This window comes from Methylocella sp., assembly GCF_041905455.1.
Lineage (GTDB): Bacteria > Pseudomonadota > Alphaproteobacteria > Rhizobiales > Beijerinckiaceae > Methylocapsa.
The window spans coordinates 228,108-240,797 of record NZ_JAYRLA010000002.1; the positions used below are offsets into that span (position 1 = coordinate 228,108).

The 12,690-nt window shown below is 66.4% G+C and carries 13 protein-coding genes; 10 read left to right on the plus strand and 3 right to left on the minus strand.

From position 1 onward, the window contains the following. Positions 1 to 53: 53 nt before the first annotated feature. Positions 54 to 248 carry a hypothetical protein gene (locus ACE3OG_RS03260; RefSeq protein ID WP_374306029.1) on the plus strand — a complete coding sequence of 65 codons (195 nt, stop codon included), beginning with the start codon at positions 54 to 56 and terminating at the stop codon, positions 246 to 248. 24 nt (positions 249 to 272) lie between these two features. Here ACE3OG_RS03260 and ACE3OG_RS03265 read toward each other — a convergent pair whose 3' ends face one another. From ACE3OG_RS03265 to ACE3OG_RS03275, 3 genes are all read right to left on the minus strand, one after another. Beyond that, positions 273 to 662, minus strand: coding sequence for a GFA family protein (locus ACE3OG_RS03265; protein WP_374306030.1), 390 nt, complete (start codon positions 660 to 662; stop codon positions 273 to 275). A gap of 206 nt (positions 663 to 868) precedes the next feature. Next, positions 869 to 1,186, minus strand: coding sequence for a hypothetical protein (locus ACE3OG_RS03270; RefSeq protein WP_374306031.1), 318 nt, complete (start codon positions 1,184 to 1,186; stop codon positions 869 to 871). Between the two features lie 151 nt (positions 1,187 to 1,337). Continuing rightward, positions 1,338 to 2,165, minus strand: coding sequence for a TorF family putative porin (locus ACE3OG_RS03275; protein ID WP_374306032.1), 828 nt, complete (start codon positions 2,163 to 2,165; stop codon positions 1,338 to 1,340). 802 nt (positions 2,166 to 2,967) lie between these two features. Here ACE3OG_RS03275 and ACE3OG_RS03280 point away from each other — a divergent pair. The 9 genes from ACE3OG_RS03280 (at position 2,968) to ccoP (ending at position 12,681) form a co-directional block, all read left to right on the plus strand. After that, positions 2,968 to 3,483: a formate dehydrogenase subunit gamma gene (locus tag ACE3OG_RS03280; RefSeq protein ID WP_374306033.1), complete on the plus strand. Its 516-nt coding sequence runs from the start codon at positions 2,968 to 2,970 to the stop codon at positions 3,481 to 3,483. Next, complete coding sequence (locus tag ACE3OG_RS03285; RefSeq protein WP_374306035.1) at positions 3,480 to 5,030, plus strand: formate dehydrogenase beta subunit; 1,551 nt, start codon at positions 3,480 to 3,482, stop codon at positions 5,028 to 5,030. The genes ACE3OG_RS03280 and ACE3OG_RS03285 overlap by 4 nt, the downstream gene beginning before the upstream one ends. 11 nt (positions 5,031 to 5,041) lie before the next feature. Further along, a complete protein-coding gene (gene fdhF, locus ACE3OG_RS03290) occupies positions 5,042 to 7,891 on the plus strand; it encodes a formate dehydrogenase subunit alpha (protein WP_374306037.1) in 2,850 nt (949 codons plus the stop codon). Continuing rightward, positions 7,888 to 8,742 carry a formate dehydrogenase accessory sulfurtransferase FdhD gene (gene fdhD, locus ACE3OG_RS03295; protein WP_374306038.1) on the plus strand — a complete coding sequence of 285 codons (855 nt, stop codon included), beginning with the start codon at positions 7,888 to 7,890 and terminating at the stop codon, positions 8,740 to 8,742. Before fdhF ends, fdhD begins: the two co-directional genes overlap by 4 nt. After that, positions 8,732 to 8,995: a formate dehydrogenase subunit delta gene (locus tag ACE3OG_RS03300; protein ID WP_374306039.1), complete on the plus strand. Its 264-nt coding sequence runs from the start codon at positions 8,732 to 8,734 to the stop codon at positions 8,993 to 8,995. The genes fdhD and ACE3OG_RS03300 overlap by 11 nt, the downstream gene beginning before the upstream one ends. A gap of 188 nt (positions 8,996 to 9,183) precedes the next feature. Next, positions 9,184 to 10,851 carry a cytochrome-c oxidase, cbb3-type subunit I gene (gene ccoN / locus ACE3OG_RS03305; RefSeq protein WP_374306040.1) on the plus strand — a complete coding sequence of 556 codons (1,668 nt, stop codon included), beginning with the start codon at positions 9,184 to 9,186 and terminating at the stop codon, positions 10,849 to 10,851. An 11-nt stretch (positions 10,852 to 10,862) separates the two neighbouring features. Next, positions 10,863 to 11,630, plus strand: a complete 768-nt coding sequence (gene ccoO / locus ACE3OG_RS03310) for a cytochrome-c oxidase, cbb3-type subunit II (protein WP_374306041.1) — start codon at positions 10,863 to 10,865, stop codon at positions 11,628 to 11,630. Between the two features lie 9 nt (positions 11,631 to 11,639). Next, positions 11,640 to 11,792 (plus strand): cbb3-type cytochrome c oxidase subunit 3, encoded by a 153-nt coding sequence (locus ACE3OG_RS03315; protein WP_374306042.1) that lies wholly within the window; start codon positions 11,640 to 11,642, stop codon positions 11,790 to 11,792. A gap of 4 nt (positions 11,793 to 11,796) precedes the next feature. Beyond that, positions 11,797 to 12,681 carry a cytochrome-c oxidase, cbb3-type subunit III gene (gene ccoP / locus ACE3OG_RS03320; protein WP_374306044.1) on the plus strand — a complete coding sequence of 295 codons (885 nt, stop codon included), beginning with the start codon at positions 11,797 to 11,799 and terminating at the stop codon, positions 12,679 to 12,681. Positions 12,682 to 12,690: the final 9 nt, after the last annotated feature.

Here is a 12,690-nt window from a genome sequence, read left to right on the forward strand (position 1 = left end):
CGCGCTTCGATAATGCAAGCTTACGCGTCCCGCGGCGAATCGGAAGCCTCCCGATGATCAGTCTGGCCGTCCGCGCGCTGTGGTTCCTGGCCGGCGCCGTCTCCGGCCTCTTCGTCGCCGACGGAACGGTGCGTTTCTCGATCTTTCAGGCCATGGCGGTGATCGTGCTGATCGTCGCGCTCATCCTGCTCGCGGTCTATCTGCCCGAGCTCGTCCGCCGCCTGCGCGGGGAGAAGGAGGAGGGGTAGAGCGCCGCCGCGGCCGCGTCGGCCTCACCATTCCCGTTTCTGCGGCAGGCCGTCGGCGATCGCGTAGAAATCCGATTTCGACCCGACGTAAATGTGCTCGCGGAGGGAGAGCCCGGTCGGCCGATCGAGCGTGCCCGCCGTCACATAGACCACGTCGTCAGGAGTCGCTCGCCAGAACAGGTTGCCGCCGCAGCGGGCGCAAAAGCCGCGCCGCACGGATCCCGACGACTGGAACCACGACAACGTGTCCGACGCGAGCAAAGCGAGGTCGTCTGAGCGGCAGCTCGCCATGACGGCGAAATCGCCACTCGTGCGCGCGCATTGCGAGCAATGACACGCGATGGGCTGGCTCAACTCGCCTTTCGTCTCGTAGCGGACCCCTCCGCACAGGCAGGCGCCGGTCCAGATCTTCATTCTTGCGTGCTCCGGATCGCCGTGTCGCCCGATGCGGCGTCGCTTCGCCAGCCGGCGCCTGCGAATTTAAGCATCCGGTCGAGGCTTCGTCCACGTCGCAGGCGCCCGACGCGTTTGGACGGGGGCGGCGGGTCCGTCGGCAAGCCTCGACGGCGGCGCGGAACGGGCGAATCGCCCTTTCCAGCGCCAGCGCTGGCCTGCGCCGATCAGCCGCAGCGGGTCAGGCCGGCGAAGATCAGGGCTATCGGGAAGGCGTTGATGACGCGCCCCGGATCGCGGCATAGCCGTCGCGCGAGGCCCGCGTCCGTCCGCCGGTCGTAATCGGCGATCACGCAATGCAGGTTGAGAGTCCCCGTCGCGGTCCGGTAGTAGTCGCGGCCGGGATCGGGCGCAGGCTCTTCCCATAGCGCCGCGAAGCTCTCGTCGCCGCAATCGACGCGGAAGAGATAGGACGCGGCGTCCGCCGGGCGGGCCGCCAGCCCCAGGGCAAGCGCCGCCGAAAGAAGCGCCGCACGGGACGCCATGACAGCTCCGCTCATTTCTCACCCGACCGACGCCGCTTTCCTGACCAAGACTAACGCCCGAGCGCGTCGGGCGACATCAAAAAAGGCGACGGTCTTGCGACCGCCGCCTTCGCTCAGGTTGCGACACGGCGTCGCCGAGGCGCCGTAGCCGCTACTTCAGCGTGAAGAGCGTCGTGTCGAAGGCGAGGCTCGCTATGAAGCGCTGGCCGCACCAGTTGCCGACGCCGGTCAGAAGGGCGCAGCTGTTGTGGCTGAGGCTCATGCCGGAGTAGCGCAGGTCGAGGGTGATCGCGCTCCAGGTCGCGCCGACGCCGACGTTCCATGTGGCGTAGGACGGAAGCTTGTAGCCGTAGCGGGTGGTTCCGATGAACTGTCCGCCGAACTCGCCGGAAATATAGGTTGAGACGTCCTTCCAGGGCAGCATGGGCGGAAGATTCGCCTTCAGCGTGCCGCTGACGTAGCCCGAATCGGCGCCGGTGTTGGCGTAGTTCCAGCCGTAGGTGCCGTTGAGGCCGACGGTGAAGGTGTCGTTGATGACGTAGCTCGGCTTGAAATACGCCTCCGCCCAATCCATGCCGTAGAGGCCGGGCTGATTGATCTGGTTTGGATAGACATAGTAGAGAACGCCGGCGTCGGCGGTGAAGTTGCCCCAGGTATGCCGGATGCCGCCGTAGATATCGACCTCGGCCGACGGATCAAGCAGTCCGTAAGCTTGGGGGAAACTGACGTTCGACGTCCACACGCCGGCGTAGATCCAGTCGAAGGCGCGGCCCTCGACATAGCCTTGCGCCGCGAAATGCCCGTTAGACTGGTCGATGCCGCGGAACACATAGTCGTTGGCGAGCTTCATGCCGAAGGCGATGTCCCACAGCGGCGTCGGCGGCGCGGCCGGCGCAGGCGCGACGTCGGCGGCCATGGCGCCGCCGGCGATCATCGCCCCAGCGCATGCCGCAAGCATAGTTTTAAACGTGTCAGACATTTCACGTCTCTCCCTTTCGAGCGACTCTAAAGCGAAGGCCGGGCCGCGCACAGGGGACGGAGGCCATTGTAGAAGTTTCGTGGCGAGAGTGTGTGAAACGCGTCACACAGCTTCCTGTGGCGTCTGTAGGGGGCTTCGCAAGATCCTGGAGGCCAGGGGCGTCCGCGCGGCCGGCGCCCGCCTGACGCGTCGCGGCGAGCGTGCGCATGCGCGCCTATTCGGTTGGCGGATCGCCCGCTTCGGTCCATCTGGGGCGCCTCGACGGAAGGCGCCGCGCAAAAGTGCGGCCGACGGCGAAACGGCTCCGCCGCGTAAATTCCGCCGGCCGTGCGCGTCGCGCGGAGCGTTCGTGTCGTAATTCATTGTGCTTAAAGGTGTTTTACGCCCGGCGCGGCCGAATCCGACGAGACGCTGAAGTTCCTGCGGGGCCGAGACGACCGCGGTCGACGATCTAAAAAATTGATTGTCTTTAATTTTCTCCGCGTCGATACTTTCCGAACGCGCCTTCGCCGGCGCAGTCCGATCGCCAGATCGAGCAGACCGTCGGATCGAGCAGATCGCCTCTGAGAGCAAACGCCTTGGATTTCCTTCAACGCGCGCCTTCGCCAATCGTGGGAACGGAACGGGCCGCCCGGCGGCCCTGCGCGGCTTGGGCCGAGCCGTCGCTTGCAGACGGCGCGCCTGCCGCCGGGGAGTGGATATAGAAGTTTCCTATCACTCGACGCAAAGGCGCCCATTGATTTTCGCATCGATGAGATAGATGTTAGAATGAGAATAAGAAAATTTCTTGTGGGTGGAATAAATGGCAAAAGCGTCGTCCTGGAGCGCCGCTCCTGAAAGCGCGCCCGTCTGGAATGAGGCGAGGGCGCGCGAAATCATCGAGGATCATCTCGGTCTTGAGGGGCCGATGCTGCCGATCCTGCACGCCTTGCAGCATGAGTTCGGCTATGTCGGCGAGGACGCCGCGCCGCTGATCGCCAGGGCGCTCAACGTGACGCGCGCCGAAGTCCATGGCGTCATCACCTTCTACCATGACTTCCGTCATGCGCCGGCGGGCCGTCATGTCCTCAAGCTCTGCCGCGGCGAGTCGTGCCAGAGCATGGGGAGCGAAGAGCTCGCCCGCAAGTTTCTGTCCGACCTCGCGATCGAATGGGGCGGGACGACCGCCGACGGCGCGCTGACGGTCGAGGCGATCTATTGCCTCGGCCTGTGCGCCTGTTCGCCGGCCGCCATGATGGACGACGAGCTGATCGGACGGGTGGATCAGGATGCGCTCGCCGAGGCGGCGGACCAGGCACGGGAGTTCGTGCGCTCATGACCAGGATTTTCGTCTCCAAGGACGCCGCCGCGCTCGCGCTCGGAGCCGACCGCGTCGCCGCGCGCATCGCCGCCGAGGCCGCCGCGCGCGGGCTCGACGTCGAGATCGTGCGCACCGGCTCGCGCGGCATGGTCTTTCTCGAGCCGCTCGTCGAGGTCGAGGCGCCTGGCGGGCGCATCGGCTACGGCCCGGTCAAGGCGGCCGACGTCGCGGGCCTGTTCGACGCCGGGTTCGCGCAGGGCGGGGCGCACGCGCTGCGCGTCGGCCGGACGGAGGACCACCCGTTCTTCGCGCGCCAGACGCGCCTCTCCTTCGCCCGCTGCGGGATCATCGCCCCGACTTCGCTCGACGACTATGCGGCCATGGACGGCTGGCGCGGCCTCAGGCGCGCCATCGAGATCGGTCCGGCGGCGACGCTCGCCGAAATCGCCAAGTCGGGCCTGCGCGGGCGCGGCGGCGCGGGCTTTCCGACCGGGATCAAGTGGAAGACGGTGGCCGACGCGCCGGCCGACCGGCGCTACGTCGTCTGCAACGCCGACGAGGGCGACAGCGGCACCTTCGCCGACCGCATGATCATGGAAGGCGATCCATATTCCCTGATCGAGGGCATGGCCATCGGCGGCGTAGCCGTCGGCGCGACCAAGGGCTACGTCTACTGCCGCTCGGAGTATCCGCACGCCGCCAAGACCTTCATCGAGGCGATCGGGCTCGCGCGCGCGGCGGGCTACCTTGGCCCGAACATCCTCGGCTCCGGCCATGAATTCGAGCTCGAGCTGCGCGTCGGCGCCGGCGCCTATGTCTGCGGCGAGGAGACGGCGCTTCTCGACAGCCTCGAGGGCAAGCGCGGCGTCGTGCGCGCCAAGCCGCCGCTGCCGGCGCACAAGGGCCTGTTCGGCCGGCCGACGATCATCAACAACGTGCTCTCGCTCGTCGCCGTCCCGACCATCCTCGACAAGGGCGGCGAATATTACGCAAGCTTCGGCATGGGCCGCTCGCGCGGGACGATGCCGCTGCAGATCGCTGGCAACGTCCGTTTCGGCGGCCTGTTCGAGACCGCCTTCGGCCTCTCCCTCGGCGAGATCGTCGAGGAGATCGGCGGCGGGACGCTTTCGGGCCGCCCCGTGCGCGCCGTGCAGTGCGGCGGCCCGCTCGGCGCCTATGTGCCGGTCGCCCATTTCGACCTGCCGTTCGACTATGAGGCCTTCGCCGCGAGGGACGCGCTGATCGGCCATGGCGGCCTCGTCGTCTTCGACGACACGGTCGACATGGCCCAGATGGCCCGCTTCGCCATGGAGTTCTGCGCCATCGAGAGCTGCGGCAAGTGCACGCCCTGCCGCATCGGCTCGACGCGCGGCGTCGAGACCATCGACCGCATCCTCGGCGGCGTGCGCCCGAACGAGAACCTCGCCCTGCTCGAGGATCTCTGCCAGACGATGAAATTCGGATCCCTCTGCGCCCTTGGCGGTTTCGCTCCCTATCCTGTGATGAGCGCGCTTCGCCATTTCCCCGAAGATTTCGCCCCGCGCCACGCGATCGCGGCCGAGTGAGGAGAACGACGATGTCCCTGATCAGAGAGATCGACTACGGCACGCCGGCTCCGAAGTCGGACAAGATGGTCACCCTGTCCATCGACGGCGTCGAGATTTCGGTTCCCGAAGGCACCTCGATCATGCGCGCCGCCATGGAGATGGGCACGGAGATACCGAAGCTCTGCGCCACCGACTCGATCGAGGCGTTCGGCTCCTGCCGCCTTTGCCTCGTGGAGATCGAGGGCCGCAACGGCACGCCGGCCTCCTGCACGACGCCGGTCGCGCCTGGAATCAAGGTGAAGACCCAGACGCCGCGACTCAAGGTGCTGCGCAACGGCGTGATGGAGCTCTACATCTCCGACCATCCGCTCGACTGCCTCACCTGCGCGGCCAACGGCGACTGCGAGCTGCAGACGCAGGCCGGCGCCGTGGGCCTGCGCGAGGTGCGCTACGGCTACGAAGGCAAGAACCATTTCGACTCGCAGAAAGACGTCTCGAACCCCTATTTCGCCTACGACCCGACGAAGTGCATCGTCTGCAACCGCTGTGTTCGCGCCTGCGAGGAGACGCAGGGGACTTTCGCGCTGACGATCGACGGCCGCGGCTTCGCAAGCCGTGTCTCTCCCGGCCAGAACGAGCCGTTCCTGCAGTCCGAATGCGTCTCCTGCGGCGCCTGCGTGCAGGCCTGCCCGACCGCGACGCTGATCGAGAAGTCGGTGATCGAGATCGGCCAGCCGGAGCATTCGGCGGTCACGACCTGCGCCTATTGCGGCGTCGGCTGCGCCTTCAAGGCGGAGATGCGCGGCGAGGAGCTGGTGCGCATGGTCCCCTACAAGGACGGCAAGGCCAACCACGGCCATTCCTGCGTCAAGGGGCGCTTCGCCTACGGCTACGCCACGCATCGCGACCGCATCCTGAAGCCGATGATCCGCGCCTCGATCAACGATCCGTGGCGCGAGGTCTCCTGGGAGGAGGCGATCGGCTACGCCGCGTCGCAATTCCGGCGCATCCAGGCCGAGCACGGACGGGGCGCCATCGGCGGCATCACCTCCTCGCGCTGCACCAATGAAGAGACCTATCTGGTCCAGAAGCTGATCCGCGCGGGCTTCGGCAATAATAACGTCGACACCTGCGCCCGCGTCTGCCACTCGCCGACGGGATACGGCCTCTCGACCGCCTTCGGCACTTCGGCCGGCACGCAGGACTTCGATTCGATCGACGACACCGACGTGATGCTGGTCATCGGCGCCAATCCGACCGACGGCCATCCGGTGTTCGGCTCGCGCATGAAGAAGCGGCTGCGCGAAGGCGCGAAGCTGATCGTGATCGATCCGCGCCGCATCGACCTCGTCGAGACGCCGCATGTGAAGGCGGACTTCCATCTGCCGCTGCGGCCCGGCTGCAACGTCGCGGTGGTCACCTCGCTCGCCCATGTCATCGTGACCGAAGGGCTCGTCAACGAGGCCTTCGTGCGCGAGCGCTGCGACGCGCAGGAGTTCGCCGACTGGGCCGCCTTCGTCTCCGAGCCCAGGCACAGCCCCGAGGAGGTCGAGAAGATCTCGGGCGTTCCGGCCGAGCTCGTCCGCGGCGCCGCGCGGCTCTACGCGACCGGCGGAAACGCGTCGATCTTCTACGGCCTTGGCGTCACCGAGCACAGCCAGGGTTCGACGACCGTGCTCGCCATCGCCAATCTCGCCATGGCCACCGGCAACCTTGGCCGGCCCGGCGTCGGCGTCAATCCGTTGCGCGGCCAGAACAACGTGCAGGGCGCCTGCGACATGGGCTCGTTCCCGCACGAGTTCTCGGGCTACCGCCACGTCTCGGACGAGGATACGCGCGCGGTGTTCGAGAACATGTGGGGCGTCGCGCTCGACCATGAGCCGGGCCTGCGCATCAACAACATGCTCGACGCCGCCGTCGACGGCGTCTTCCGCGGCATCTACATCCAGGGCGAGGACATTCTCCAGTCCGACCCGGACACCAAGCATGTCGCGGACGGGCTCGCCGCCATGGAGTGCGTCGTCGTGCAGGACCTGTTCCTGAACGAGACGGCCAATTACGCCCATGTCTTCCTGCCGGGCTCGACCTTCCTCGAAAAGGACGGCACCTTCACCAACGCCGAGCGCCGCATCCAGCGCGTGCGCAAGGTGATGACGCCCCTCAACGGCTATGGCGACTGGGAGATCACTATGATGCTCTCCAACGCCATGGGCTATCCCATGAACTACAGCGATCCCTCGCAGATCATGGACGAGGTCGCCCTCACGACGCCGAGCTTCGCAGGGGTCTCCTACGCCAAGCTCGAGGCCGAGGGCTCGGTGCAATGGCCCTGCAACGACAACGCGCCGCATGGCACGCCGGTCATGCACATCGGTGGTTTCGTGCGCGGCAAGGGCAAGTTCGTCGTGACCGAATATGTCGCCACCGACGAGCGCGCCGGACCGCGCTTCCCGCTGCTGCTGACCACCGGCCGCATCCTGTCGCATTACAACGTCGGCGCGCAGACGCGGCGCACCGCCAACGTCGCCTGGCATCCGGAGGACGTCCTCGAGATCCATCCGTATGACGCCGAGCAGCGGGGAATCGTCGCCGGCGACTGGGTCAGGCTTCACAGCCGCGCCGGCGAAACGACGCTGCGCGCCCTCATCACTGACCGCGTCGCGCCTGGCGTCGTCTATACGACGTTCCACCATCCGCTGACCCAGGCCAACGTCGTCACCACCGATTTCTCGGACTGGGCGACCAACTGCCCCGAGTTCAAGGTCACGGCGGTGCAGGTCTCGCGTTCGAACGGCCCCGCGAGCGAATGGCAGGAAAGCTATCGCCAGCACGCCGAACAGAGTCGCCGCATCCTCGAGGGCGCCGACGCGGCGGAATGAGCGACCTCGACTGCGACGCTATTTTCTCTCCGGCGCCGGCGCCCTGCGCGCCGGCCTCCTGCGTCGCCTACAAGGGACCAGCGCGTTCGCAGGACGCGCGCGTCGTGCCGGAGGAGACGGCGGTCGCCTTCACCTTCGGCGGCTCGACGCACGCGGTCATGATGGCGACGCCCGACGATTTCGAGGATTTCGCCTATGGCTTCGCCTTCACCGAAGGGCTGATCGACGCCGCCTCCGAGGTGGAGAGTTTCGACCTCCTGTCGACGCGACTCGGGATCGAGCTGCGCGTCGGGTTGCCGCGCGAAAAGGCGGAGCGCTACGCCGCCCGGCGGCGCAGCATGGCGGGACCGACCGGTTGCGGTCTGTGCGGCGTCGAGAGCCTCGGCGAAGCCATGCGTCCTGCGCCTGCGGTCGTCTCAGACGCCGTCTTCGACCGGCGCGAGATCGTCGAGGCGATGGCGGGGCTGTCCGAGGGTCAGCCGCTCAACGCGCGCACGCGCGCGGTGCATGCGGCGGGATTCTGGACGCCGGCGCGCGGCCTCGTCGTCGTGCGCGAGGACGTCGGGCGCCATAACGCCCTCGACAAGCTCGCCGGCGCGCTGCTGCGGCGCGATACGGCGTGCGGGGACGGGCTCGTGCTGCTGACGAGCCGCGTTTCGGTCGAGCTCATCCAGAAGGCGGCGCGCATGGGAGCGCCCGTCGTCGTCGCGATCTCCGTCCCAACCGCCGCCGCCATCCGCCTCGCGCAGGCGAGCGGCGTCACGCTCGTCGCGATCGCGCGCGGGCGTGACTTCGAGGTTTTCACGCACGCCGCGCGCGTCACCGATCGAGCATCAATCCATGTCGCATAGCACCCAAGAACGCCTGATCTATATGGCGAACCAGATCGGCAAGTATTTTTCGACCCAGAAGCACATCGATCCGGCCAAGGCCATCGCCGACCATCTCGCGAAATACTGGGACCCCCGGATGCGCGCGCGCATCGTCGCGCATCTGCGCGCGGGCGGGGAGGGGCTCGACCCGGAGGTCGCCCGCGCCGTCGGTCTTCTCGCGCGCGGGCTCGAAGTGTGGCCGCACCAACCCGCCGGCGCCAACGAAGCCTAGGCGCGCGCGTTTTCAGGGTCCGCGTCGACGGAGGGATAATTTGCCTTGCGCCCTGATTGATCTCGCGCATTGCCCGGGACTTGGAATTCGTCCAGACACCGGCATTCTTTCCGTGGCTTGACGTCTTCGGCGTCGGCGGCCAATCCTTTAGACCTCAGTCCAAAAACCCTGCCGAAGGGGCGCAGCGCATGTCACAAATCGTCAGTCCCGCCAAAAGCATGAGGTTTGGCGAGGTCGGCCTATCGGCCGTCCTCATCGGCCTTGCGCTGCTCGCGGGCTTCATCGCCGTCAACGCCTGGACCGGCGCCTACGCCTTCCACATGGCCTTGATCAGCGTCGCCAGCCTCGGCGGCGTCTACGCCATCTATCGCCGCTACCAGTTGCGCGACCCCGAACCGCCGCCGCTGACGATCGACGGGCGGCCGAACTACAATTTCGGGCCGATCAAATTCCTGACGATCGCTTCGATATTCTGGGGGATCGCGGGCTTTTCGGTCGGAGTCTATATCGCGCTCGAACTGGCTTTTCCCTGGCTGAACGTCGAACCCTGGTTCAATTTCGGCCGGCTGCGCCCGCTGCACACCTCCGCGGTCATCTTCGCCTTCGGCGGCAACATCCTTCTCGCGACGTCGCTCTATGTCGTGCAGCGCACCTCGCGGGCGCGGATGCCCGGCGAGCTCACGCCCTGGCTCGTCGCGCTCGGCTACAATCTCTTCATCGTCGTCGCAGGCACGGGATACCTGCTCGGGATCACCCACTCGAAGGAATACGCCGAGCCGGAGTGGTACGCCGACATCCTGCTGGTCGTTGTCTGGCTCTCCTATCTCGCCCTGTTCCTCGGCACCCTGGCTCGGCGCAGCGAGCCGCACATCTATGTCGCGAACTGGTTCTTCCTCGCCTTCATCGTGACCATCGCGATGCTCGTTCTCGGCAACAACGCCGCGATCCCGGTGTCGCTGTTCTCGCCGAAGTCCTACATCGTCTGGTCGGGCGTCCAGGACGCCATGATCCAGTGGTGGTACGGCCATAACGCCGTCGGTTTCTATCTGACCGCCTCCTTCCTCGGCATGATGTACTATTTCGTGCCGAAGCGCGCCGAACGGCCGGTCTATTCCTACCGCCTGTCGATCATCCATTTCTGGGCGCTGATCTTCATCTATATCTGGGCCGGCCCGCACCATCTTCACTTCACGGCGCTGCCCGACTGGGCCCAGACGCTCGGCATGACCTTCTCGATCATCCTCTGGATGCCCTCCTGGGGCGGCATGATCAACGGCATGCTCACGCTGTCGGGCGCCTGGGACAAGCTGCGCACCGATCCCGTCCTGCGCCTGCTCGTGGTCTCGATCGCCTTCTACGGCATGTCGACCTTCGAGGGGCCGTTGATGTCGATCAAGACCGTCAACTCGCTCAGCCATTACACTGACTGGACGATCGGCCACGTCCATTCCGGCGCGCTCGGCTGGGTCGGCTACATCTCCTTCGGCGCGCTCTACTGCATCGTGCCGTGGCTCTGGAACCGCAAGGGCCTCTATTCACTCAGACTCGTGAACTGGCACTTCTGGATATCGACGATCGGCATCGTCTTCTACATCACTTCGATGTGGGTCGCCGGCATCATGCAGGGGCTGATGTGGCGGGCTTACACCTCGCTCGGCTTCCTCGAATACTCGTTCATCGAGACGGTCGAGGCGATGCATCCGATGTTCGTGATCCGCGCCCTCGGCGGCTTCCTGTTCCTCGTCGGCGCGCTGATCATGGCCTACAACCTCTACATGACGATCGTCTCGCCCGATGCTGAGGAGGTCCCGGAATCGCGGCCCTCGCCGCAGCCGAGCCTCGCTCCGGCCGAGTAGGAGAAACATCCGTGTCCGTCACCAATCAGGCTCCTCCTCCGAAGCGCTCGCTGTGGGACCACCACGCGATCTTCGAGAAGAATTCGATCATCCTGCTGCTTGGCGTCCTGCTCGTCGTGGCGATCGGCGGCCTGGTCGAGGTCGTGCCTCTGTTCTTCCTCAAGAGCACGATCGAGAAAGTCGACGGCGTGCGGCCGAAGACCCCGCTCGAGCTCGCCGGCTTCGACATCTATGTGCGCGAGGGCTGCTATCTCTGCCATTCGCAGATGATCCGCGCCCTGCGCGACGACGTCGAGCGCTACGGGCATTACTCGCTCGCGTCCGAAAGCATGTACGACCATCCTTTCCAGTGGGGATCGAAGCGCAACGGCCCGGACATCGCCCGCATCGGCGGCAAATATTCGGACGACTGGCACCGCGACCATCTGCGCTATCCGCAGGCGGTCGTGCCGGCCTCGATCATGCCGCGCTACAAGTTCCTCGAGGAGACGCCGCTCAACGCGCAGCATATCCAGGCGAACATGCGCACGCTGGCGCTCACCGGGGTGCCCTATACGCAGGAGATGATCGACAAGGCCGCCGACGACATCGCGACTCAAGGGACCGCGGAGCCCGCCGCGCTCGCCGAGCTGCAGGCCCGCTATCCGAAGGCGATCGCGCATGACTTCGGCGCCGACAAGCATCCGCTCACCGAAGCCGACGCCGTCATCGCCTACCTGCAGCAGCTCGGCACGCAGGTCGACTTCAAGGTCTACGACAACAAAGCCAACATCAGGTGAGGGCGCGCAATGTCGGATTATGAAGCGTTGCGCGCCCTCGCCGGGACGTGGGGACTTCTGTATTTCGGCGTGATCTTCATCGCCGTGGCCGTGTACGCGCTCTGGCCGTCGAAGGGCCGGGCTTTCGACGAAGCGGCGCATATTCCGCTCAGAGAGGACTAGACCCGTGGCGCAAGATCATCACGTCGGCGAATTCGACGCCGCGACCGGGAAAACTACGACCGGACATAGCTGGGACGGCATCTCCGAGCTCAATACGCCGTTGCCCCGCTGGTGGCTTTACTCCTTTTACGCCTGCATCGTCTGGGCGGTCATCTACTGGATCCTGTTTCCCGCCTGGCCGACGCTCCACGGCTATACGCGGGGGCTGCTCGGCTGGAACGCGCGGGCCGTCGTGACGCGGGAGCTCGACGCGCTCCACGCCTCCCGCGCCGCGATGATGGAGAAGATCGCCGCCGCGCCGCTCCAGGAGATCGAAAAGAACCCCGAGCTGCTCGCCTTCGCGCGCGCCGTCGGGGCGGCCGCCTTCGCTCAGAACTGCTCGCCGTGCCATGGCGCGGGCGCGCAGGGCTCGCGCGGCTATCCGAACCTCAACGCCGACCGCTGGCTCTGGGGCGGAACCCTTGACCAGATCCATACGACCATCACGCATGGCGTGCGCTGGGCGGGGGACCCGGACACCCATGCCGGGGTGATGCCAGCCTTCGGACGCGACGGCCTGCTCAACGCTCAGGAAATTTCGACGATCGCCGACTATGTGCGCACGCTCTCGGGCAACGCGCCCGACGCCGGCGCCGACCTCGCCAAGGGCAAGCAGCTGTTCATCGACAACTGCTCCCCCTGCCACGGCGAGGACGGCAAAGGCAACACGGACATGGGCGCGGCCAATCTGACGACCCAGGTGTGGCTCTACGGGCCGACGAAGGCCGACATCATGCACCGCATCGAGGTCGGCGGCGGCGGCGTCATGCCCGCTTGGCACGACAAGCTCGACGAAGCCACGATCAAGTCCCTCGCAGTCTTCGTGCATACGCTCGGCGGCGGCAAATAGCCGCCGGGT

Bases quoted from the DNA above. Each gene is read 5' to 3' on its own strand.
- ACE3OG_RS03270 (WP_374306031.1), bottom strand. From the start codon at position 1,186: ATGGCGTCCCGTGCGGCGCTTCTTTCGGCGGCGCTTGCCCTGGGGCTG.
- ACE3OG_RS03300 (WP_374306039.1), top strand. From the start codon at position 8,732: ATGTCGCATAGCACCCAAGAACGCCTGATCTATATGGCGAACCAGATC.
- ACE3OG_RS03315 (WP_374306042.1), top strand. From the start codon at position 11,640: ATGTCGGATTATGAAGCGTTGCGCGCCCTCGCCGGGACGTGGGGACTT.
- ACE3OG_RS03265 (WP_374306030.1), bottom strand. From the start codon at position 662: ATGAAGATCTGGACCGGCGCCTGCCTGTGCGGAGGGGTCCGCTACGAG.
- ccoN (WP_374306040.1), top strand. From the start codon at position 9,184: ATGTCACAAATCGTCAGTCCCGCCAAAAGCATGAGGTTTGGCGAGGTC.
- ACE3OG_RS03260 (WP_374306029.1), top strand. From the start codon at position 54: ATGATCAGTCTGGCCGTCCGCGCGCTGTGGTTCCTGGCCGGCGCCGTC.
- fdhF (WP_374306037.1), top strand. From the start codon at position 5,042: ATGTCCCTGATCAGAGAGATCGACTACGGCACGCCGGCTCCGAAGTCG.
- ACE3OG_RS03285 (WP_374306035.1), top strand. From the start codon at position 3,480: ATGACCAGGATTTTCGTCTCCAAGGACGCCGCCGCGCTCGCGCTCGGA.
- ACE3OG_RS03275 (WP_374306032.1), bottom strand. From the start codon at position 2,165: ATGTCTGACACGTTTAAAACTATGCTTGCGGCATGCGCTGGGGCGATG.
- ACE3OG_RS03280 (WP_374306033.1), top strand. From the start codon at position 2,968: ATGGCAAAAGCGTCGTCCTGGAGCGCCGCTCCTGAAAGCGCGCCCGTC.
- fdhD (WP_374306038.1), top strand. From the start codon at position 7,888: ATGAGCGACCTCGACTGCGACGCTATTTTCTCTCCGGCGCCGGCGCCC.